The organism is Micromonospora sp. NBC_01392 (genome assembly GCF_045040125.1).
Classification (GTDB): Bacteria; Actinomycetota; Actinomycetes; order Mycobacteriales; family Micromonosporaceae; genus Micromonospora.
In genome coordinates this window covers 3,730,161-3,754,717 of record NZ_CP109549.1, presented here as the reverse complement: position 1 = coordinate 3,754,717, position 24,557 = coordinate 3,730,161, and the positions used below count along the sequence as shown (strand labels likewise).

Here is a 24,557-nt window from a genome sequence, read left to right as displayed (position 1 = left end):
CACGGCGCACGGCCCGCCCGGGGGCCGCGGCCGGGCGGAGGCCCGCCCGATGACGATGGCCGAACGGGACCGGCATCTCGACGTCCTGACCGGTCGGCTCGCCGGCCTGCGCCACCCCGGCGGACCCGCCCCCACCCCCGGCCCGATCACGCTGATCACCGGGCCGGTCGGCGCCGGCAAGACCACGCTCCTGCAGGCCTTCGCCCGACGGTGCGCCGAGGCCGGGGTCACGTTCCTCAGCGCCAGCGCGTCGCGCAGCGAACGCACCGTGCCGCTGGAGGTGGTGCGGCAACTCGTCCGACGGGCCACCGTGGACGACGCCGACCGCGACCGCGTCGGCCGGCTGCTGGACCAGGCCGTGCTGCGCTGGGGCGAGACCGCCGACGAGGAGGCGCTCGCCCCGCTCACCGCCGCGATCGGCGGCGAACTGCTGGAACTCGTCGCGCGGGCACCCGCCGTGGTCGCGGTCGACGACGTCCAGCACGCCGACGCGCCCTCGCTGCGGTGCCTCGACCACCTGACCCGTCGGGTCACCGGCCTGCCGGTGCTGATCGTGCTGACCGAGGCCCCGCGCACCCGGCCCTGGCATCCCACCGCGTACGCCGAACTGCTCCAGCCGGCCCGGCTGCACCGGGTCCGACTGCCGCTGCTCACCGCGGACGGGACACACCGGATCCTGGCCGACCGGCTGGGCGCGCCGGTGGCCCGGCGGATCGCCGACGAGGCGTACCGGATCAGCGGCGGCAACCCGCTGCTGGTGCACGCGCTGGCCGACGACCACCCGGCCGGCGCCGAGACGCCGACACCCGGCGAGGCGTTCCGGGAGGCGGTGCTGAGCTGCCTCTACCGCTGCGAGCACCTGGTGCTCAAGACCGCCCGCGCGCTGGCCGTGACCGAGGAGCCGTTGCACGGCCCGCTCCTGCCCCACCTGGTCGACCTCCCCTCCGAGCTGAACCTGCACGCCGTCGACGCGGCCACCAGCGCCGGTCTCGTCGACGCCGACGGCCTCCGACACCCGGCGGTACGCCGGGCGGTGCTCGACGGCATGACCGGGGAGGAACGCGCCCGGTTGCACCGCGCCGCCGCCCAACTGCTGCACGACGACGGCGCCCCGCCACCGCGGATCGCTCCGCACCTGCTCACCGCCGACGAGCTGGCCGAGCCGTGGATGGCGCAGACCCTGCTCGACGCCGGCGAACAGGCGCTGGCCGACGGCGACGTGGACACCGGCCGGCGCTACCTGCGCCGCGCCAACCGGGACTGCGCCGACGAGTGCCTGCGGGCCCGGATCCGCTCCGCCCTGGCCCGCGCCGAGTGGCGGCTGGACCCGCAGGGCGCGGTCCCCCACCTGCTCGGCGTCGCCACCGCCGTACGCGCCGGCCACCTGGACACCCGACAGGCCGCCGGTCCGATCCAGTACCTGCTCTGGCACGGCCAGATCGGCCGGGCCATGGAACTCATCCACCACCTCGGTGAACGCGCCGACGGTGTGGACGCGCGCTCGGCCGCCGACCTGATGATCATCAAGGGCTGGATGGCCACGCTCTATCCCGGGGTACCGCTCGACGCGGTTGCCGCACCGGCCGGCGCCACCCGGGACCCGCTCGCCCTCGCCCGGGTCCGGCACCGGCTGCGCGGTGTTCTCCTGCTCGACACCGTGCTGGGTCGGGGCGACCTCGGCGCGCTGGAGAACGCCGAACGCACGCTCGGGACGCTCGGGCTGGACGACGAACCGAACATGTGGAGCGCCGTCTGCGCGGTGATCGCCATGATCTACGCCGACCGGCTCGACCTGGCCGGCGAGTGGTGCGACCGGCTGGACCGGATCGCCTCCGCCCGCCGGCACCGGACGCCGCGTGCCCTGCTCACCGCCGTCGCCGCCACCGTGGCCGGCCGACGCGGCGACCTGCGCCGGGCGCGTGAGCTCGCCGAGTCGGCGCTCAACCGGCTGTCCCCGAAGGGGTGGGGCGTCGTCATCGGCGCGCCGCTGGCCATCCGACTGTGGACGCTGACCTGCCTCGAGGAGTGGGACGAGGCGGCGGCCTGCCTGCGTACGCCGGTGCCGCCGACGCTGTTCGAGACCCCGTTCGGCCTGCACTACCTGCACGCCCGGGGTGTGCACGCCCTCGCCGCGGGCAGCCCCGAGGCGGCCCTGGCCGACTTCCAGTTGTGCGGGCAGTTGATGACCTCGTGGCGGCTCGACCAGGCGCCGCTGGTCCCCTGGCGGACCGAATCGGCGCGGGCGCTGCTGCGGATGGGCCGCCGGCAGCAGGCCGAGAAGGTGGTCCGGGAAGAGCTGGACCGGCTCCGCCCGACCGACCTGCGCTACCGGGGCGCCGCGTTGCGGGTGCTCGGCACCGTCGAGGAGGGCGCGGAGCGGATCCGGCACCTGCGGTGCGCGGTACGACTGCTGCGCCAGTGCGGGGACCGGGTCGAGCTGGCGCGCGCCCTCGGCGACCTCGGCCAGGCCCAGCAGCAGGCCGGCGACCTGCGTGAGGCGCGCAGCACGGCCCGCGCCGCGCGGGTCCTCGCCGAGGAGTGCGGGATCCCCGTGCTGCGGCCGACCGCGGCCGGCCGGGCCACCGCGCCCGATCCGGCCTCCGACGCCGGGATCCTGCTCACCGGCCTCAGCGACGCGGAGTCCCGGGTCGCCGCGCTGGCCGCGCAGGGGCACACCAACCGGGAGATCGCCGAGCGGATGTTCCTCACCGTCAGCGCCATCGAGCAGCGGCTGACCCGGATCTACCGCAAGCTGGACGTCAACTCCCGCAGCGAACTGGCCGCCCGGCTGCGGCTCGACCGCTGAGCCCGACCGGCCACCCCCGCACCCCCTGACGGTCCGCCCGCGGCCGGCCACTCGGCCTGCGGGCCCCGCCGAATTGTGGTCTCCTCTCCTCGATCGGCCGTCACCTGCTGTCCATCGGGGCGAAACACGCCCGTCATCCGGTCGGCCCGCGCCCCCCTTCCGGACGGCCACGCAACCCCTAACGTCCGGTCGGCACCGTTGGTTTACCGCCGAAACGGTGGGGTCCCGGGACCGTTGTCGCACGCCAGGGCCGATGCCAGACTCGCCTGGAGCCGGAACGGTCGTCCGACGACGCGCTCCGGTGGGGAGGATTCCAGGGTCCACCCGGCCGGCGACCCGGTGCGCTTCACCCCTGTTTCGCGTCTGCGACGGGTGTGGTGAAGGGGTCGTCGACGACACCGGGCGGAGCGGCCTGCCGGCGGCGGTGACCCCGTCGCGGCGCCGCCGACGAGAAGGGCTGACGACACACGTGCTGGTACAGCGAGAGGAACAGCTCACCCTGCTGCGCGAGACCTTCCAGAACTGCGAACGGCAGCGGAGGGGACACGTCTCGCTCGTCACCGGCGCGGTGGGTAGCGGCAAGACGAGCGTGCTGGAATCGTTCGGCGACTGGGCGGCCACCGCCGGTGGCCGGGTGCTCAGCGCGACCGCGTCGCGCGCCGAGCGCGGACTGCACCTAGGGGTGCTGGGGCAACTCCTCCAGGGGGCGCGGCTCGACCCCGAGACCGGGGTACGGGTGGAGCGCCTGCTGCGCAACTCCCCGGCCGCCCCGCCGGAGCCCGGACACGGCGGCGACGACGCCGCCGACCAGGTGTGGGCGCCGGTGCTGCACGGCCTGTTCAGCACGCTGCTCGAACTGGCCGAGTCGGCGCCGCTCGTGCTGACCGTCGACGACGTGCACCACGCCGACCCGGCGTCGCTGCACTGCCTCCTCTACGTCGCCCGCCGGCTGCGGCACACCCCGATCATGGTGGTGCTCGCGGAGGCCCGCACGTTGCGCCCGTCGCACCCGCACTTCCGGGCCGAACTGTTCAGCCAGCCCCACTTCACCCGGATCACCCTGCCGCCGCTGACCGTGGAGGCGATCGCCCGGCTGGTCGACGACGACGTCGAGCCGGCGGCCCGCGAGGCCGCCGAGCGCTGCCTGCGGATGACCGGCGGCAACCCGCTGCTCACCCGGGCGCTCATCGAGGAACAGCCCCGGCCGGCGACGGACGAGGAACCGACCGTGGACGCCGCCCTCGGCGACGCGTTCGACCAGGCGGTGCTCGGCTGCCTGTACCGGCACGAGCCGGGCGTACGCCGGGTGGCACAGGCGATGGCGGTGCTGGACCGGCCGGGCGGCCCGGTGGACCTGCTCGGCCACCTGCTCGACGTGGTGCCGGAGTCGGTCACCCCGATGGTCAGCATGCTGCGCACCACCGGCCTGCTGGACCAGGATCGGCTGCGGCACCCCAGGATCCGACGGTCCATCCTGGCCGACATGTCCGTCGACGAACGACGCGACCTGCACCAGCGGGCCGCCGAGGTGCTGCACGAACACGGCGTCGAGCCGGGCGGCGTGGCCGAGCACCTGGTCGCCGCCGGATGGGCGGAGGCCGGGTGGACCGTGCCCGTGCTGCACGACGCCGCCGCCCAGGCGCTCGCCGCCGGCCGGCCCGACGTGGCCGCCGGCTGCCTGCGCCTGGTCGGACGCGCCGAGGTGGACGACGAACAGCGGGTCGCCATCACCGCCATGCAGGTCAGCGCGCGCTGGCAGATCAACCCGCTGGCCGTCAACGGGCAACTCGACCAACTGGTCGACGCCGCCCGGGCGGGCGGCTGGCCGGCCGAGGCCGCCCTGTCCGCCGCGCCGTACCTGCTGTGGCAGGGGCGGGTCGAGGAGGCCGACGAGGCGATCGCCGGCTGCGCCGGGGACGACGAGCAGGCCCACGCGACGGGCCGTCGCCGGACGATGCACCTGCTGCTGGGGCTCTCCCACCCGGAGCACCTGGCCGCCGTACGGGAAGCGGCCGGTGCGCCGCGGACCGCGCTGCTGGCCGGCGGCTCCTCACCGGCGCAGGCGCTGGGCCTCGTCGGCGCGGCGCTGACACCCACCGGCGACCACGACGCGGTGGCCGGCGCCGAACAACTGCTGCACCGCCACCACTGCGACGACGGCATGCTCCCCATGTTGGCCGCGCCGCTGCTGGCGCTGCTCTGGGCCGGGCGCGCCGACCGGGTGGCCGCCTGGACGGCGGCGCTGTTGGAGCGGCCGGCCGTGCGGCACGCCCCGCTCTGGCGGGCGGTGCTGCGGGCGCTGCGCGCCGAGGCGGCGCTGCGGCTGGGCGACCTGACCGTGGCCGACCAGCAGGCCCGGGCCGCGCTCGACGACCTGCCGGTGGCCGCCTGGGGCGTCGCCGCGGCCGGCCCGCTGGCCACGCTGATCGCCTGCGCCACCGAGTCCGGGCGGCACGCCGAGGCGGATCGCTGGCTGGCGCAGAGCGTGCCGGCCGGCGCCTTCCGCACACCGCTCGGGCTGCACTACCTGGCCGCCCGGGCCCGCCACCACCTGGCGCTCGGCCGGGCCCACGCGGCCACCACCGACCTGCGCCGGTGCGGCGAACTCATGCGCGCCTGGGGCGTGGACGTGGCCGGGCTGGTGCCCTGGCGGCTGGAGCTGGCCCGGGTGCAGCTCGCGGTGGGCAACAAGGCGCACGCCACCCAGTTGCTCCAGGAACAGTTGCGGGTGCCGCACGGGGTGGACGACCGTACCCGGGGCCGGGCGCTGCGGCTGCTCGCCGGCACCACCGCGCCGGACCACCGGCGCAAGCTGCTCTCCGAGGCGGTGAACCTGTTGCAGGGTTGCGGCGACCGGCTGGAACTGGTCCGGGCGCTCGGGGACACCGGGCAGACGCTGCAACGGGCCGGCGACTCGGCGCAGGCGCGGCTGCTGGTCCGCCGGGCGTACCAGTTGGCGCAGGACTGCGGCGCCTCGGTGCTGGCGCAGCGGCTGGTCCGGCGCGAGCCGGGCAGCGTGCCGGCGGGTCCGCCGGTCGAGGCGCCGGAGCCGGAGGACGGGCTCAGCGAGGCCGAACGCCGGGTCGCGGCGCTCGCCGCGCAGGGCCACACCAACCGGCAGATCTCCAGCAAGCTGTTCATCACGGTGAGCACCGTGGAGCAGCACCTGACCCGGGTCTACCGCAAGCTCGACGTCAAGCGCCGCTCGGACCTGCCGGCCCGGCTGGTGGCCTTCGCCGAGCCGCTGGGCGAGGAGATCCAGCCCGCCGCGTCCTGACCCCACGGGTGTAAGGCGGGGCCCCTTGTTAACACCTGGTGTTAACAAGGGGCCCCGCCTCTACCGAATGCGTTAAGAGGGGGCCCGGCCTTAGCTCAGGACGAGGTCGGCGGCGGCGGTCACCCCGCCGGCGTGGCGCAGGCAGTCACGCCAGCGGGCGGCGCGGTCGCGGAAGGACGGCTCGGCCAGCAGCCGGCGCAGCTTCCCGACGATGTCGTCGACGTCGAGCGGGTCCTCATGCTCGACCGCCAGCGCCACGCCGGCGTCGACCACCCGCACCGCCCCGTCGTAGCAGTCGAACCAGAACGGCATCACCAGCTGCGGCACCCCGAACCAGGCCGCCTCGTGGATCGCGTTCGCGGCGGCGTGGTTGAAGAACACCCGCACGTGCGGGTGCGCCAGCACCTCCACCTGCGACGGCAGCCACGACTCGACGCGCAGGTTGGGTGGCAGTTCGTCGGCCGGCGGCAGCAACGCGTGCCGGGCGGCGGGCAGCTTCCACAGCACCTGGTGCTCCGGCCCGAGCCGGGCGGCCACCTGGACCAGCGCGGCCACCTGCGCGGCGGTCGGGCGCATGATGGTGCCGAAGCCGATGTAGACCACCGACTCGTGGGCGTCGAGCCAGGCCCGCAGCTCGGCGCCGTCCGGGCTCGGCACGATCTCCCGGGGCACCATCGAGCCCACCATGCGCAGGTTCGCCGGCGCGGTGTCGAACGGGTACTCCAGCCCGAACACCGTGTAGGCCAGCAGCGCCTCCGCCGCCTCGGCGTACTGGGAGGGGCGCAGCTCGACGTTGCTGATGCCGGCGTCCGCGCGGCGTGCCGCGGCGGCGGTGCTGCGGGCGAGCCGCTCCGGCTCGGTCAGCGTGGCCACCAGCGCGGCCCGGTAGCGGTCGTTCGCCGCCCGCTGGCTGGGGTTCATCGCCAGTGGCAGCCCGGACAACGACATCGGGTACGCCGGCGGCAGACTGTCCTGGAGGAAGTTCGACGGCGGCACCGTGACGCTGATGACGAACGGCACCCCGCGGGTGATGGCCGCGTCCAGGCCGAACGAGGCGAACGAGTCCACCACCGCCCGCGCCGGCCGCACCTCGTCGATGACCGCCAGGCAGCGCTCGTACAGCTCGTGCAGGTGGTCGAAGTCGGTGGACGCGTCGACGTAGCTGGCGAAGTTCACCACCCGGGAGCCGGTGGACATCCGGCGGTGCGTCTCGTCGTCCCAGTGCTCCGGGCGGACCTCCACCCGGGGCGGGCCGAGCGAGACGAACCGCACGTCGCCGTCGCCGGGCAGCGCCTCGATCTCGGCCCGCCGCTCGTCGGTGCAGGCGAACCGGACCGGTCGGGCGGCCCGGCGCTTCAGCTCGCCGGCCAGCGTGAGCAGCGGGTTGAACAGCCCCGCGCTGCCGGAGCTGACCAGCAGCAGCGGGGCGTCGTCGGGGTTCATCGCGGCCGGCCCCTAGTCCATCGCCCGGCGCATGAAGCCGCGGATGCCGACGGCGGTGAAGACCACGAACACCCCGGCGAGCACGACCAGGTCCAGCCAGAGCGGCACCGACTCGACCCCGGGCGGCGCGACGAGCGACCGGGTGGCCTCGCTGACGTAGGTGAGCGGGTTGAGCGCGCAGACCACCTGGAACCAGGGCAGCGAGTCCAGCGCCCGCAGCGGGAACTGGGTGGCGCCGGTGAACATCAGCGGCGTCAGCGTGACCGTGAACATGATCTGGATGCGGTGCGGCGGGACCAGGGTGCCGAACGTCAGGCCCAGGGCGGCGCCGACCAGCGCGCCGGCGGCCAGCACGCCGATCACCGGCAGCAGCGTGGACAGCGGCCAGGTGACGCCGAGGATCAGCATGCCGACCGGGATGAGCACCAGCCCGGCGACCAGGCCCCGGATCGCACCGAAGACGATCTTCTCGAACGCGACGAGCGGGATCGCCATCGGCGACAGCAGCCGGTCCTCGATCTCCCGGGTGAAGGAGAAGTCCATCACCATCGGCAGCGCGGTGTTCTCCAGCCCGATCAGGAACGCGTTGAGCGCGATGACGCCGGGCAGCAGCACGTTGGCGAAGTCGTCGCTGGCGTAGCCGAGATCCTTGAGCACCTTGCCGAAGATCAACAGCATGAACAGCGGCTGGAGGAAGACCTGGGCCAGGAACCCGCCCAGCTCCCGGCTGGTGACGAAGACGTCGCGCCAGAGCACCGCCCGGAACGTGGTGAGCTGGTCGCGCAGGCGTACCGGCGGGGGTGCGGTGACGGCCGGCGGCGCCGGCGCGGCGGGGGCGGTGACGGTCACCGAAGGTCCCTTCCGGTCAGGTGGATGAAGACGTCCTCCAGGCTGGGCTGGCCGACGCTGAGGTCACGGACCTCGCAGCCGAGGTCGGTGAGGACCTTCAACGCCATCGGCACGGCGTTGGCCGGCGCACCGGCGGTGTAGACCCGGAACGACAGCGGCGCGTCCGGATCCTCCGGCGTCGGCATCGGGGGCATGCCGGGGAACATCGGCAGCTCCGCCGCGCCGCCCGCGCGCAGCCGTTCGACGCGTTCCACGTCCGGCACGTCGGTCAGCGCGGTCTGCACCGCCTCGGCCGGGGCGCCGGGCGCGACCACGAGCGTCAGCGTGCTGCTGCCGGGCAGCGTCCGGGTCAGCGCGGTCGGCGTGTCCAGGGTGAGCAGCTTGCCGTGGTCGACGATGCCGACCCGGTCGCAGAGCTTCTCCGCCTCCTCCATGTCGTGCGTGGTCACCACGACGGTGACCCCGGACCGCTTCAGGTCGGCGATCCGCTCGTGCACGAACAGCCGGGACTGCGGGTCGAGACCGGCGGACGGCTCGTCGAGGAAGAGCACCCGTGGGGCGTGCATCAGCGCCCGGGCGATCATGGTGCGTTGGGCCAGGCCGCCGGAGAGGAAGTCGGTGCGGGCCTTCGCGAAGTCCTTCAGACCCATCTGTTCCAGCAGCTCGTCGGCCCGCTTCACACGGCGGGCCCGGGACACCCGGTGGTACGCGGAGTGGAACAGCAGGTTCTGCCGGACGGTGAGCGACCGGTCCAGGTTGACCCGCTGCGGCACCACCGCGAGCAGTTGCCGGGCCACGGCCGGCGCGCGGGACACGTCCGCGCCGCAGACCAGGGCACGACCGGAGGTGGCCCGCACCCGGGTCGTCAGCACCCCGATCGTCGTGGTCTTTCCCGCGCCGTTCGGCCCGAGCAGACCGAAGACCTCGCCCGCGGCGACCGAGAAACTCAGTCCGTCCACCGCCGGCGGCATGTCGGGCCGGTACTTCTTGACCAGCCCGTCGACCACCACTGCCTCGTCCACGTCGTCATGCTCCCGTCCTGGTTCCTGGTAAGACAGTTGTCCGCCACCGCGATAGGGGGCGTTAGGGGCAGCCAAGGGGCGGCCTCACAGCCCCCGCTCGGTGAGCCACGCGTCGACGGTGGCGGCGAGTTCCGGGCCGCGTTCGCCGACCATGGTGAAGTGGTCGCCGGCCGCGTCCCGCGTCTCGTGCGGGTACGGCCACACCGACTTCCACCCGTCGGGTTCCCCGGTCCACTCCCCCAGCGGCTCGCCGGCGCGTACGAGCAGCGTCGGCGCGGCCATCGGCGTGGGGTTCCAGTCCAGGAACAACGGCAGGTAGCCGGCCCACGCGGTGGCCCGGTGGTCGTCCATCGGGGTGTACGCGCTGTCCCGCTCGACCATCCCGTCGAGCAGCTGCGAGGTCCAGCCGCCGAGCACCTCGCTGCCGGCCGGGTAGGTGTCCATCAGCACCACCGCGGCCGGGGCACGGCCCTGCCGCTCCAGCTCGGCGGCGAGCAGGTTGGCCACCATCGCGCCGCCGGAGTGGCCGGCCAGCACGAAGTCGCCGGATCCGACCGCGCGCAGCACGGTGTCCGCGTGCACCCGCAGCAGCGCGTCGAGGTCGGCGGGCAGCTCCTCGCCGACGCCGAAGCCGGGGTTGGGCAGCGCCCACACGTCCCGCCGGCCACGCATTCCGGCGGCGACGCGGGCGTACTCGTGCGCGCCGGAGAGCAGCGACATGGTGCAACAGCAGACCACCGGCGTGGCCGGCCCGTCGGCCAGCCGCATGACGGCCGCCGGTCGGGTCAGCTCCTCCGGGGTGCGGAAGCTGGGCCGGAACTGGGCCAGCTTGACCAGCAGCTCGGCGTAGCCGGCCGCGTCGGCGCGCGCCTTGGGCTGCCGGAACAGCCCGCCGAGCAGGCCGCCCGCGCCCTCCGGTGACGCCGCGTCGGCCGGCGCGTCGGCGGCCGGCCCGCCGAGGATCGCGCCGAGCAGGTGGCCGGCCAGCGCGACCGGGGTGGGGTGGTCGAAGAGCAGGGTGGCGGACAGCTCCGCGCCGGTCTCCTGGCGCAGCGCGTCGCGCAGCTCCAGCGCGGTGAGCGAGTCGAAGCCCAGCTCCAGGAAGTCCCGGTCCGGCTCGACCGCGCCCGGCCCGGCGTGTCCGAGGACGGTGGCGGCCTGCGCCCGGACCAGGTCCAGCAGGATCCGGCGCCGGTCGGCGGCGGGCACGGCGGCCAGCCGGTCCCGCAGCGCGGTCGCCGGGTCGGAGCCGGTCCCGGCGGCCGGGGCGGTCGGTTCGGTCATCGCGTCCGGCACGCCGCGCAGCAGCGGGGCCGGCCGGACCGCGGTGAACGCGGGCACGAACGCCGGCCAGTCGACGTCCGCGACGGCGACCTCGTCGCCGCCGGCGGCGACGGCCCGGTCCAGCGCGTCGAGGGCCACGCCGGGGTCCAGCGGGCGGACGCCCCGGCGGCGGAGCTGCTCGGGGTCGGCGACCTCGCCGTGCCACGGCGCCCACGCCAGCACGGTGGCCGGTCGACCGGCGGAGCGGCGGCGGGCGGCGAGGGCGGCCAGGCCGGCGCCGGTCGCGGCGGTGACCGCGGCGCCGCCGCTGCCCCAGGTGGCGGCCGTGGAGACGAAGATCAGGAACTGGTCGACCGGGTGGTCGGCGCAGGCGGCGTCGAGCCGGGTCACCGCGGCCAGGTGCGCGCCGACGGTGTCGGCCAACCGGTCCGGGTCGGCCGCCGCGACCGGCTCGCCGGCCCCGCCGGCGTCGGCCACGTGCAGCACGGTACGCACCGGCGTGCCGGCCGCGGCCAGTCGCGCCAACGCGGCGGACAGCGCGTCCGGACCGGCCACGGTGGTCACCTCGACACCGTGCACCGTAATCCGCTCGACGCCGTCGACGGTGGTCCGCTCGACGCCCTCCGTGGTCCGCTCGACACCGTTCGGGCCGGCCCGGTCGGTGTCGGCCGGCAAGAGTGGGCCGGCCAGCAGCAGGTGGGTCGCGCCCGCCTCGGCGAGCCGGCGCAGCAGGTACGGACGGCGGACCGGGGCGTCGCCGTGCACCAGCACCGCGCCGTCCGGCCGCCACGGCCGGTCGACGCCGGCCGGCGCGCGTTCCAACCGGCGGGCGCGCAGGCCACCGGCGCGGATCGCGAGCTGGTCCTCGACGCCGTCCCCGGCCACCACGCGGGCGAGCCGGGCGGCGTCCGGGCCGGCCGGTTCGGCGGGCAGGTCCAGCAGGCCGCCCCAGAGCCGGGGGTGTTCCAACGCCAGCACCCGGCCGAGGCCCCAGACGGTGGCGACCGCCGGGTCGGGCGCCGGGTCGTCGGCGTCGACGGCGACCGCGCCCCGGGTGACGCACCACAGCGGCGCGGTGACCCCGGCGTCGGCGAGCGCCCGCACCAGCGCGACGGTCCCGGCGAGGACGTGCCCGCCCGTGGTGGACGGCAGTCCGGCCGCGCCGGGCGCCGCCGCCGTTCCGGCCGTGGTGCCACCGGCGGCGGCCGGTCCGGTCGTGGTCCCTCCGTTGGCCGCCGACCCGGCCGTGGTCGCGGCGGGCAGCAGCGAGACCACCCGAACCGGAGGCACGGGGACGGCGGCCAGGCGGTCGCGCAGCGCGGCGACCGGGTCGACGCCGGGCGGCGCCGGTACGGGCACCGGGTCCAGGCCCTCGGCGCGTACCGCGTCGGTCACGGCGTCGAGCAGGTCGCCGGGTGGGCCGACGACAAGGCACGGGCCGGTCGGCGCGGCGCCGGTCGGCGGGTCGACCGGGGTCCAGCCGGTCCGGTAGCGCAGTCCGTCCAGGGTGGCCGTCCGGCGGCGACGGTCCCGGTATCCGGTCAGCGCCGGCAGCAGGTCGCCGAGCGGGCCGGCGGCGTCGTCGTCGAGACCGAGCAGGGCGGCCAGCGCGGCCGGGTCGCCGTCCTCGGCGGTGGCCCAGAACTCGCCGTCGGCCGGGTCGGCGGGGCGCGGGCCCAGGTCGAGCCGGATCGGGTCGGGCCAGAACCGCTCGTGCGCGAACGCGTACGTGGGCAGGTCGACCCGGGTCGCGTCGGTGCCGGCGAACAGCGCGGGCCAGCGTACGCCGGCGCCGCGCAGGTCCACGGCGGCGAGCGCGGCGAGCAGGCCGGCCGGTTCGGACAGCTCGCGCCGGGCGACCGGCACGAACGCGGCCGGCTCGGCGTCGGGCAGGCACTCGCGGGCCAGCGCGGTCAACGCGGCGTCCGGGCCCAGGTCCAGGAAGGTGCCGGTCCCGGCGGCGGCGAGCGTGGCCACCGCCGACGAGAACCGCACCGTGTCGCGGACGTGCTCGACCCAGTAGCCCGGGTCGGTGGCCTGCGCGTCGGTGAGCGGCTCGCCGGTGCGGTCGGAGACCAGCGGCACGCTCGGCGGCTGCCAGGTGAGTTTCTCGGCGACCACCCGGAACTCGGCCAGCATGTCGTCCATCCGGGCCGAGTGGAACGCGTGGCCGACCCGCAGCCGGCGGGTCCGGCGGCCCTGGGCGGCGAGCCGTTCCCCGGCGGCGAGCACCGCGTCCTCGTCGCCGGAGAGCACCACCGACTCGGGGCCGTTCACCGCGGCCAGCGCCACCCGTGCGTCGAGCAGCGGCGTCACCTCGGCGGCGGACGCGCGGACCGCGAGCATCGCGCCGCCGGCCGGCAGCGCCTGCATGAGCCGGGCCCGGGCGGCCACCAGCGTGGCCGCGTCGGGCAGCGACAGCACGCCGGCGACGTGCGCGGCGGCCAGCTCGCCGACGGAGTGGCCGAGCAGGTGCGCCGGGCGCAGGCCGAGCGCGGTGACCAGCCGGTACGCGGCCACCTGGTAGGCGAAGAGCGCGGGCTGGGTCCACTCGGTGCGGTCCAGCAGCGCCGCCTCGGGGGTGTCCGGCGCGGCGAACGCCACCTCGCGCAGCGGCCGGCTCAGGTGCCTGTCGAGTTCGGCGGCCACCTCGTCGAACGCGGCGGCGAAGACCGGGAACCGGCGGTGCAGCTCGGCGCCCATGCCGGGCCGCTGGCCGCCCTGCCCGGGAAAGAGGACGGCGAGCTTGCCGGCGGTCCGGGCCACGCCGCGGACCACGCCGGACGCGGGCCGGTCCTCGGCGACCGCACGCAGCCCGGCGCGCAGCGCCGCCGGGTCGTCGCCGGTGACCGCGGCCCGGTGCGGCAGCGCCGCCCGCGTGGTGAGCAGCGCGTACGCGACGTCGGCCGGGCGCAGGTCGGGGTGGGCGTCGAGGTGCTCCAGCAGCCGGCGGGCCTGCCCGGCGAGCGCCGGCCCGGAGCGCGCGGAGACCACCCAGGGCGCCGGCGGGGCGGGACGTCCGGCCGGCGGGGTCGGCGGGTCCTCGACCTGTTCGATGACGGCGTGGGCGTTGGTGCCGCTGACGCCGAACGCGGAGACGCCGGCCCGGCGCGGCTGACCGGTCGCCGGCCAGGGCCGCGCGTCGGTCAGCAGCTCCACCGCGCCGGCCGTCCAGTCGACGTGCGGGGTGGGCCGGTCGACGTGCAGCGTGGCCGGGAGCCGGCCGTGCCGCATGGCGAGCACCATCTTGATGATCCCGGCGACGCCGGCGGCGGCCTGGGTGTGGCCGATGTTCGACTTGACGGAGCCGAGCAGCAGCGGCGTGGACCGGTCCTGCCCATAGGTCGCCAGCAGCGCCTGCGCCTCGATCGGGTCACCGAGCGTGGTGCCGGTGCCGTGCGCCTCCACCACGTCCACCTCGGCGGCGGTGAGCCCGGCGTTGGCCAGCGCGGCCCGGATCACCTTCCGCTGGGCGGGGCCGTTGGGCGCGGTGAGGCCGCTGCTGGCGCCGTCCTGGTTGACCGCGGTGCCACGCACCACGGCGAGCACCGGGTGGCCGTGGCGGCGGGCGTCGGAGAGCCGTTCGACGAGCAGCATGCCGACGCCCTCGGACCAGCCGGTGCCGTCGGCGGCGGCGGCGAACGACTTGCACCGGCCGTCGGTGGACAGGCCGCGCTGCCGGGAGAACTCCACGAACACGGTGGGGGTGGCCATCACGGACACGCCGCCGGCCAGCGCCAGCGTGCACTCCCCCAGCCGCAGCGCCTGGCAGGCCAGGTGCAGCGCGACGAGCGACGACGAGCAGGCGGTGTCCACGGTGATCGCCGGGCCCTCCAGGCCCAGCGCGTACGCGATCCGGCCGCTGGCCACCGCCGCCGCGCTGCCGGTGCCGAGGTAGCCCTCGACGCCGCCGCCGACGCCGGTGAGCAGCGCCGCGTAGTCGCCCTGACTGCTGGTGGCCGCGTACACGCCGGTGGGCGCGCCGCGCAGCGCGGTGGGGTCGACGCCGGCGGATTCGAACGCCTCCCACGCGGTCTCCAGCAGCAGCCGCTGCTGCGGGTCCATGGCGAGGGCCTCACGCGGGCTGATGCCGAAGAACGCCGGGTCGAAGTCGCCGGCGTCGGGCAGGAAACCGCCGTCGCGGACGTAGGAGGTGCCCCGGCTGGCCGGGTCGGTGTCGTAGAGCGCGTCGAGGTCCCAGCCCCGGTCGGCGGGGAACGGCGCCATCGCGTCGCGGCCGGCGTCGACCAGCTCCCAGAGCTGCTCGGGCGAGCGCACCCCGCCGGGGAAACGGCAGCTCATCCCGATGATCGCCACCGGTTCGGTGAGCCGGTCGGCGAGTTGCTGGTTCTGCTGCTTGAGTTTCTGGTTGTCCAGCAGCGACGCGCGCAGCGCGCCGACCACCTCGTCCAGCGAGACGCTCATCGGGCCCTCCCTGCGGCCGGCCGGGTCACGAGTCGGATCCTTCGAGCGCCATCCGGACCAGTCCGGCGACGTCGAGGTCGTGGATCTCGGCCGCCGGCACGTCCGGGGCCGGGTCGGCGGCCGGCGCGGCGGTGTCGTGGCCGAGGCGCAGCAACTGGTCGAGCAGGCCGGCCTGGCGCAGCCGGTCCAGCGGGATGGCCGCGAGCACCCGCCGGACCGTCTCCTCGTCGGCGCCGCCGGCCGGCTCGTCGCCGCCGGGGAACAGCTCGTCGTCGAGGTACGCGGCCAGCCCGGCCGGGGTCGGGTAGTCGAACACCACGGTGGTGGGCAGCTCCCGCCCGGTCGCGGCGGTGAGCAGGTTGCGCAGCTCCACCGCGGTCAGCGAGTCGAACCCGAGGTCGAGGAAGCCCCGTTCCGGCTCGACCGCGTCGACCGAGGGGTGGCCGAGCACCTTCGCCGCGTCGGTGCGTACCAGGTCCAGCAGCGCGTCCCGGCGGTCGTCGGCGGGCAGCGCGCGCAGCTCGGCGAGCCGGTCCCGGCTCTCCGGCCCGGCCGCCGCGACCGGCTCGGCGGCGGCGGTGGCGAGCGCCCGCACGGCCGGCAGGTCGGCCAGCAGCGGGCTGGGCCGCAGCGCGGTGAACAGCGGGTGGAACGTGGCCCAGTCCACGTCGGCGACGGTGACGCAGGTGTCGTCGGCGGCGAGCGCGTGCCGCAGCCCGGCCATCGCCGGTTCGGGCGGCAGCACCCGCAGGCCGCGGCGGCGCAGTTGCTCCGGCGCGTCGTCGTCGAACATGCCGGACTCGGTCCACGGCCCCCAGGCCACCGACGTGGCGGGTAGCCCGCGCGCCCGCCGTCGCTCGGCGAACGCGTCCAGCGCGGCGTTGCCGGCCGCGTATCCGCCCTGCCCGCCGCTGCCCCAGGTGGCGGCGATGGAGGAGAAGAGCACGAACGCGTCCAGTTCGACGCCGTCGAGCAGCTCGTCGAGCAGTTCCGCGCCGGCCAGTTTCGGCCCGATGACGTACGCCAGGTCCTCCAGCGTGGTCTCGGCCAGCGGCACCACCTCGCTGACGCCGGCGGCGTGCACCACCGCGCGCAGCGGCGGCCCGTCGGCGCGCAGGTCGGCGAGCAGCGCGGTCATGGCGGTCCGGTCGGCGGCGTCGGCGCGGGCGACCCGGCAGTCGACGCCGGACGCGGTCAGCTCGGCCAGCAGGTCCGCCGCGCCCGGCGTGTCGACGCCGCGCCGGCTGGTCAGCACGATCCGTTCGGCACCGGCGTCGGCCACCCAGCGGGCCACGTGCCCACCGAGCGCGCCGGTGCCGCCGGTGATGAGGACGGTGCCGCGCGGCTGCCACGGCGTCGGGTCACCGTCGGTGGGCGCGCTGGCGAGCCGCCGGGCGTACGTCCCGTCGGCGCGTACCGCGAGCTGGTCCTCGGCGGTGGTGGTCAGCAGTGTGGCGAGCCGGCGGGCGGTGTCGTCGTCCACGGTGGCGGGCAGGTCGACCAGGCCGGCCCAGCGGGCGGGCTGTTCCAGCGCGGCGACCCGGCCGAGGCCCCACAGCGCCGCCTGCCGGGGGCTGGGCGGGGCGTCGCCGACGTCGACCGCGCCCCGGGTGGCGCACCAGAGCCGGGCCGGCGCGTCCAGGTCGGTGAGCGCCTGGAGCAGTCCGACGGTGGCGGCCAGGCCGCGCGGCAGCGTCGGGTGCTCGGCGTGCGGCGTCTCGTCCAGCCCGAGCAGGGACAGGACGCGGGTCGGCCCGTCGCTGGTGGCGGCGGTGACCAGGTCGGTCAGCCGGGTGGCCAGTTCGTCGGCGTCGGCGGCGGTGTCCACCGGCGCGGTGGTGGCCGCCGGGCCGAGCGCGCCGGCCAGCGTGACCAGGTCCGGTTCGGCGGCCCGGTCGGCGGGCAGCAGCACCAGCCAGCGGCCCGGACCGTCCGGCGCGGGCCCGGTGGCGGCGTCGACCGGCTCCCAGCGCACCCGGTAGCGGCTGCCGTCCACCACCGACCGTTCCCGACCGCGTCGCCGCCACGCCGACAGCGCCGGCAGCACCGCGTCGAACGGCTGGTCCGGGGCCACGTCCAGCTCGGTGAGCAGGCCGTCCAGGTCCTCGGCCTCGACGGCCGCCCAGAACCGGCGTTCCACGGCGGTGTCCTCGGCGGGCGGCGCGGTCAGCCAGGCCGGCGGCTGCGGCCAGTAACGCTGCCTGTCGAACACGTGGGTGGGCAGGTCGGCCGGCTGCGGGTCGGCGTCGGCGTGGAGCGCGGGCCAGTCCACGCCCACGCCGTGCACGTGCAACGCGGCGACCGCGCGCAGCAGGGTGAGCGGTTCCGGCCGGTCCCGGCGCAGCGTGGGCAGCACCGACGGGACCGGCCCGTGGGCGGCCAGCACGCCCTGGGCCGGCGCGGTGAGCACCGCGTCCGGGCCGACCTCGAGGTACGCGGTGCAGCCGTGCTCGCGCAGCGCGGTGACCGCGTCGGCGAAGCGGACGGTGTCGCGGGCGTGCCGGGCCCAGTAGCCGGGCGCGCCGATGCCGGCCACGTCGACCGGCGCGCCGGTGACGGTGGAGATCAGCGGCACGGTCGGCGGGTGGTGCGGCAGCCGGGCGGCGAGCGCGGCCAACTCGTCGAGCACCGGTTCCATCAGCGGGCTGTGGAACGCGTGGCTGACGGTGAGCCGTCGGGTGCGTACCCCCCGGGCAGTCCAGTCGGCGGCGGCCCGGTCGACGGCGTCGGCGGGGCCGGCGACCACGACGGCGGCGGGGCCGTTGACCGCGGCGAGCGCGAGCCCGTCGGCGAGCGTGGCGCGGACGTCGTCCTCGCTCGCGGCGACCGCGAGCATGGCGCCGCCGGCGGGCAGGGCCTGCATGAGCCGGCCCCGGGCGGCGACCAGTTCGGCGGCGTCGGCGAGGGTGAGCACGCCGGCGGCGTGGGCGGCGGCGAACTCGCCGATGGAGTGCCCGGCCACCGCGTCCGGGCGCAGGCCCCACGCGGTGAGCAGCCGGAACAGCGCCACCTCGACGGCGAACAGCGCCGGCTGGGTGAACTCGGTGCGGTCCAGCAACGCCGCGGTGTCGGTGCCGGGGTCGGCGTCGAGCAGCGGGCGCAACGGCCGGGGCAGGTGCGGGTCGAGCGCGGCGCACGCCTCGGTCAGCGCGTCGGCGAACACCGGGTACGCGGCGGCCAGCTCGCGGCCCATGCCGGGGCGTTGCGCGCCCTGCCCGGAGAACAGGTACGCCACCCGGGGCCGACCGGTCACCGCGCCGGTGACCAGCGCGGGCGAGTCGTCGCCGGTGGCCAGCGCACGGAGCCCGGCGCGCAGCGCCCGCCGGTCGGTGGCGAGCACCACCGCGCGGTGGTCCAGCGCGGCCCGGGACACCGCCGAGGACCAGCCGACGTCGACAAGCGGGGGCGCGGTCGGCCCGGCGAGCCGGTCGGCCCACGGGGTGGCCTGCGCGGCCAGCGACGCGGCGGTACGCGCGGACAGCAGCACCGGCACCACCGGCGGCTCCGCCGGCTCACCGGTCGGCACCGGCGGCTCGGGGGCCTGCTCCAGGATGGTGTGGGCGTTGGTGCCGCTGATGCCGAACGAGGAGACGGCGGCGCGGCGCGGCCGGCCGGTCAGCGGCCAGGGCCGCCCCTCGGTCAGCAGGTCCACCGAGCCGGTCGTCCAGTCCACCTGGTCGCTGGGCGCGTCGACGTGCAGCGTCGGCGGCAGGTAGCCGTGGCGCAGCGCGAGGATCATCTTGATCACGCCGGCGACACCGGCGGCGGCCTGGGTGTGGCCGATGTTCGACTTGATCGAGCCGAGCAGCAGCGGCCGGTCCTCGGGGCGGCCCTGCCCGTACGTGGCGAGCAGCGCCTGCGCCTCGATCGGGTCGCCGAGCCGGGTGCCGGTGCCGTGCGCCTCGACCGCGTCCACGTCGCCCGCGTCGAGCCGGGCGTTGGCCAGCGCCGCGCGGATGACCCGCTGCTGGGCCGGCCCGTTGGGGGCGGTGAGCCCGTTGGACGCGCCGTCCTGGTTGACCGCGCTGCCCCGCACCACGGCGAGCACCGGGTGGCCGTTGCGGCGGGCGTCGGAGAGCCGCTCGACCAGCAGCACGCCGACGCCCTCCCCCCAGCTCGTGCCGTCGGCGCCGGCCGCGAACGCCTTGACCCGGCTGTCCGGGGAGAGTCCGCGTTGCCGGCTGAAGCCGACGAACACGCCGGGGGTGGACATCACGGTGACGCCGGCGACCAGCGCCAGGGAACACTCGGCGGCGCGCAGCGCCTGGCCGGCCCAGTGCAGCGCGACAAGCGACGAGGAGCAGGCGGTGTCGACGGACACGGCCGGTCCTTCCAACCCGAGCGTGTACGACACCCGGCCGGACAGCACACTGCCGGCGTTGCCGGTCATCAGGTGCCCCTCGGCGCCCTCCGCGGTGAGCATGAGGTTGCGGTAGTCCTGGTAGTTGGTGCCGACGAAGACGCCGGTGGGGGTGCCGCGCAGCGTCCGCGGGTCGATGCCGGCGCGTTCGATCGCCTCCCACGAGGTCTCCAGCAGCAGCCGCTGCTGCGGGTCCATGGCGAGCGCCTCGCGCGGGCTGATGCCGAAGAAGCCCGGGTCGAAGTCGGCGACGTCGGGCAGGAAGCCGCCCTGGCGGGCGTAGCTGGTGCCCTCGACGGCCGGGTCGGTGTCGAAGAGCCGGTCGAGGTCCCAGCCCCGGTCGGTGGGGAAGTCGCCGATGGCGTCGCCGCCGGCGGCGAGCAGTTGCCACAGCCGTTCCGGGTCGTCCGCGCCGCCCGGGAAGCGGCAGCTCATCGCCACCACGGCCAGCGGCTCGTCGGGGGTGGCCACGGCGGCCGGCCCGTCGACCGGCGCGCCGGCGCCGGTGAGCAGCTCGTCGAGGTGCCCGGCGAGCACCGCCGGGTTCGGGTAGTCGAACGCCAGCGTGGCGGGCAGCCGCAGCTCGGTCGCGGTGGCGAGCAGGTTGCGCAGGTCCACCGCGGTCAGCGAGTCGAGGCCGAGGTCGCGGAACGGGCGGGTGACCGGCACGTCGTCGGCGGCGCCGTAGCCGAGCGCGGTGGCGGCGCACTGGCGGACCAGGTCGCGCAGCGTCTCGGTACGTTCGGCGGCGGTGCGGCCGGCGAGCTGCCGGGCCAGCGCCGAGCCGGGCTGGTCGACCGGTTCGGGCGTGGCCGGCGTCTCCGCCGGGCGCAGCGCGTCCCGGACCTCGGGCAGGTCGCCGAGCAACGGGCTGGGCCGGACCAGCGCGAACGCGGGCGCGAAGCGACCCCAGTCGACGTCGGCGACGACCACTGCGGGCTCGTCGCGGCCCAGCGCCCGGGCCAGCGCGGCGACGGCCGACTCCGGGTCCATGGCGACCATGCCGCCGCGGCGCAGCCGCTGCTGGGCGCGTTCGTTGTCGGCGGGCAGGCCGGCGCCGGCCCAGGCGCCCCACGCCACGGAGAGCGCCGGCAGCCCGTCGGCGCGACGCCGGTGGGCGAGCGCGTCGAGGTGGGCGTTGGCCGCGCCGTACGCGCCCTGGCCGGCGTTGCCGGTGGTGCCGGCGACGGAGGAGAAGAGCACGAACGCGTCCAGCTCGTGGTCGCGGGTGAGCGCGTCGAGATGGTCGGCGGCGGCACTCTTGGGCGCGGCGACGGTGTGCAGGCGGGCCGGGGTGACGGTGTCCACGATGCCGTCGTCGAGCACGGCGGCGGTGTGCAGCACGGCCCGCAGCGGCGCGTCGTCGGGCAGGTCGGCGAGGAGCGCGGCGAGCTGGTCGCGGTCGGTGACGTCGCAGCGGGCCACGGTGACGCGTACCCCGAGGTCGGTCAGCTCGGCGGCGAGGTCGCCGGCGCCGGGAGCGTCGGGGCCGCGGCGGCTGGCCAGCAGCACGTGCGCGGCGCCGGCGCGGGCGGCCCAGCGGGCCAGATGCCCGCCGAGCCCGCCGGTGCCGCCGGTGATCAGCACGGTGTCGCGGAGCCGGACGGTGTCGTCGGCGAGGTCGATGTCGCGGGTGAGCCGGCGGGCGTGGGCGCCGGTGTCGCGGACGGCGATCTGGTCCTCGGGCCCGTCGGCGCCGAGCACCGCGCCGAGCAGCGCGGCGGTGGTGGCGTCGAGCCGGTCGGGCAGGTCGACCAGGCCGCGCCAGCGGGCCGGGTGTTCCAGCGCGACGGCCCGGCCGAGGCCCCAGACGGCGGCGGCGGCCGGGTCGGGGGCGGGATCGGTGTCGCCGGTGGTGACGGCGCGGCGGGTGGCGCACCAGAGCGGCCCCTCGACGCCGAGCGCGCCGAGCGCCTGGACCAGGTGGGCGGTGCCGGTGACGCCGAGCGTGGTGGCCGGGTGCTCGGGGTGGGCGCGTCCGTCGAGGCCGAGCAGGGAGAGCACGGCGGCGGGTCCGTCGGCGGGCAGCGCGGCGCGCAGCCGGTCGGCGAGCGCGGCCGGGTCGTCGGCCGGGTCGACGGGCACGGGTACGGCGTTGGCGCCGACGTTGCCGAGCGCGCCGAGCACGCCGGTGACGAGCGGGTCGTCGGCCAGGTCGGCGGGTACCGGGACCAGCCAGGCGCCGGTGAGCCGGGTCAGCGGCAGGTCGGGCAGCGGGGTCCAGGTGACCCGGTAGTGCCAGCGGTCGGGGTCGGGTTCGCCGTCGCGGTCGGTGACGAAGCGGGGCGGGGCGGGCCAGTACCGCTGGTGGTCGAACGCGTAGGTGGGCAGCGCGACGGTGTCCGTGCCGGCGAGCACGCTGGTCAGGTCGACGGGCAGGCCGACGCTGTGCGCGGTGGCCAGGTTGGTCAACAGCCGGGTCGGGTCGTCCTCACCCCGCCGCAGCGTCGACAACGTGTGCCCGGCGGTGCCGAGGTCGTCCAGGATCGCGGTCACCGGCATGGTCAGCACCGGATGCGGACTGATCTCCACGAACGTCGTGTGACCGGCCTCGATCGCGGTACGCACGGCGGTGTCGAAGCGCACGGTCTGCCGCAGGTTGTCGTACCAGTAGTCGGCCGTCATCGTCGCCGGGTCCACCCAGTCCCCGGTCAGCGTGGACACCAGCCGGGTGTGACCGGGCTGCGGCGTCACGTCCGCCAGGTCGGTACGGAGCTGCTGGGCGACGTCCTCCACGGCCGCGGAGTGCGAGGCGTAGTCGACCGGGATCAGCCGGGCCCGGATGCCGTCGGCCTGACACGACTCGACCAGGTCCGCGACCGCCTGCGGCGGACCGGAGACCACCACGGTCGCCGGGCCGTTGATCGCCGCGATTCCCACGCCCGCGAAGCGTGATCCGTTCGCGGCCGGGCCGGTCCTGTCGCGGGTCGATCCCGCGCCGGCAGACGCCGTCGCGCTTCCGGCCAGCCGTGCGGTGACGGCGTCGGCGGACAGGTCGACCGATGCCATCGTGCCGGTGCCGCGCAGCACCGACAACGCCCGCGACCGCAACGCCACCGTCTTCGCGGCGTCATCCAGGGACAGGATTCCCGCCACACACGCGGCGCCGATCTCCCCCTGGGAATGCCCGACCACGGCCTGCGGGTTGACACCCACGTGCCGCCACACCGCGGCCAGGGCGACGCCCACCGCCCACAGGACCGGCTGCACCACCTCGACCCGGTCCAGCCACGACTCGTCGTCGCCGGTCAGCACCGACACCAGATCGACGTCGAGGTAGGGAGAGAGGGCCACCTGGCACTCGGCCAGCGCCGCGTCGAACGGCGCGCACCGGCCCACCAGGCCCGCCGCCATCCGCGCCGACTGCGCGCCCTGACCCGGGAACACGAACACCGGACCGGCGGGCCGCTCCGCGGTGCCGGTCACGACCGCCGGCGACGGCGTACCCGCCGCGAGCGCGTCCAGACCGGACAGCAGCTCCTCGGCCGACGAGCCGAGCACCACGGCCCGCTTGTCGAACGCCGACCGGGTGGTGGCCAACGACCAGGCCACCGTCGCCGGGTCGGCCGGGTGCGCGCGCAGGTGCGCGGCCAGCCGGCCGGCCTGCCCGGCGAGGCCGCCCCGGGTCCGGGCGGAGACCGGCCAGGCGGTGACGTCGGCGGCGAGCAGTCCCGGGGTGGGGACGGCGGCGGGCGGCGCGGGCGCCTCCGGCGCCTGCTCCACGATGACGTGCGCGTTGGTGCCGGAGATGCCGAACGACGACACCGCCGCCCGGCGGGGCCGGTCGCGTTCCGGCCACGGCCGCGCCGACGTCACCAGCTCCAGCGCGCCGGACGACCAGTCGATGTGCGGGGACGGCTCGTCGACGTGCAGCGTCGCCGGCACCAGTCCGTGCCGGATGGCCAGCACCACCTTGATCACCCCGGCCACGCCGGCGGCGGCCTGGGCGTGCCCGATGTTCGACTTCACCGAGCCGAGCAGCGCCGGCCCGGCGTCGCCGCGGTCCTGCCCGTACGTGGCCAGCAGCGCCTGTGCCTCGATCGGGTCACCCAGGTTGGTGCCGGTGCCGTGCGCCTCGATGAGGTCCACGTCGGCGGTGGCCAGCCGGGCGGCGGTGAGCGCCTGGCTGATCACGCGCTGCTGGGCGGGCCCGTTCGGGGCGGTCAGCCCGTTCGACGCGCCGTCCTGGTTGACCGCGCTGCCGCGCAGCACCGCGAGCACCGGGTGCCCGTTGCGGCGGGCGTCGGAGAGCCGCTCCACCAGCAGCCAGCCGACGCCCTCGGAGAACCCGGCGCCGTCGGCGGCGGCGGCGAAGGAGCGGCACCGCCCGTCCGGGGAGAGCGCGCGCTGCCGGCTCGACCCGATGTAGAGGCCGGGGGTGGCCATCACGGTGACGCCACCGGCGAGCGCCAGCTCGCACTCCCCCGCCCGCAGCGCCTGCGCGGCCAGGTGCAGCGCGACAAGCGAGGACGAGCAGGCGGTGTCGATGGAGACGGCCGGGCCCTCCAGGCCGAGCGTGTACGACACCCGGCCGGAGGCGACCGCCGCCGCCCCGCCGGTCATCGAGTGGCCCTCGTCGCCGTCGGGCGACATCATCAGCAGCGTGCCGTAGTCCTGCCCGTTGGTGCCGACGAACACCCCGGTACGGCTGCCGCGCAGCGTGGCGGGGTCGATGCCGGCGGACTCGACGGCCTCCCACGCGGTCTCCAGCAGCAGCCGCTGCTGCGGGTCCATGGTGAGCGCCTCGCGGGGGCTGATGCCGAAGAACGCGGCGTCGAAGTCCCCGGCCCCGTCGAGGAAGCCGCCCTCGCGGGCGTACGAGGTGCCGGGGTGGTCGGGGTCGGGATGGTAGAGCCGGTCGAGGTCCCAGCCCCGGTCGTCGGGGAACGGGGCGACCGCGTCCCGGCCGTCGGTCAGCAACTCCCACAGGTCCTGCGGGTCGCGGACGCCACCGGGCAGCCGGCAGCTCATCGCGACGATCGCCACCGGCTCCAGTTCCTGGGACTGGGCCTCGCTGAGTCGGCGGCGGGTGTCGTGCAGGTCCGCCATGACCCGCTTGAGGTAGTCGCGGAGCTTGTCTTCATTGGCCAT

General features: G+C 76.5%; 7 protein-coding genes. 2 read left to right on the top strand and 5 right to left on the bottom strand.

What is annotated here, in order from left to right:
- Positions 1–49: 49 nt before the first annotated feature.
- Both OG767_RS16165 and OG767_RS16160 read left to right on the top strand, forming a co-directional pair.
- Positions 50–2,806, top strand: coding sequence for an AAA family ATPase (locus OG767_RS16165; protein ID WP_405089299.1), 2,757 nt, complete (start codon positions 50–52; stop codon positions 2,804–2,806).
- Positions 2,807–3,275: 469 nt separating this feature from the next.
- The gene (locus OG767_RS16160) at positions 3,276–6,083 is read left to right on the top strand and encodes an AAA family ATPase (RefSeq protein WP_405089298.1); all 2,808 of its coding nucleotides are present in this window, start codon (positions 3,276–3,278) and stop codon (positions 6,081–6,083) included.
- Positions 6,084–6,173: 90 nt separating this feature from the next.
- Here OG767_RS16160 and OG767_RS16155 read toward each other — a convergent pair whose 3' ends face one another.
- From OG767_RS16155 to OG767_RS16135, 5 genes are all read right to left on the bottom strand, one after another.
- Entirely contained in the window at positions 6,174–7,526 is a 1,353-nt protein-coding gene (locus tag OG767_RS16155; protein WP_405089297.1) for a glycosyltransferase, read from the bottom strand.
- Positions 7,527–7,538: 12 nt separating this feature from the next.
- Positions 7,539–8,375, bottom strand: a complete 837-nt coding sequence (locus tag OG767_RS16150; RefSeq protein ID WP_405089296.1) for an ABC transporter permease — start codon at positions 8,373–8,375, stop codon at positions 7,539–7,541.
- Positions 8,372–9,397, bottom strand: coding sequence for an ABC transporter ATP-binding protein (locus OG767_RS16145; protein ID WP_281940984.1), 1,026 nt, complete (start codon positions 9,395–9,397; stop codon positions 8,372–8,374). The genes OG767_RS16150 and OG767_RS16145 overlap by 4 nt, the downstream gene beginning before the upstream one ends.
- 84 nt (positions 9,398–9,481) lie before the next feature.
- Positions 9,482–15,106 carry a type I polyketide synthase gene (locus OG767_RS16140; protein ID WP_405089295.1) on the bottom strand — a complete coding sequence of 1,875 codons (5,625 nt, stop codon included), beginning with the start codon at positions 15,104–15,106 and terminating at the stop codon, positions 9,482–9,484.
- Between the two features lie 25 nt (positions 15,107–15,131).
- On the bottom strand, positions 15,132–24,557 hold the full coding sequence (locus OG767_RS16135; RefSeq protein ID WP_405089294.1) for a type I polyketide synthase: 9,426 nt from the start codon (positions 24,555–24,557) through the stop codon (positions 15,132–15,134).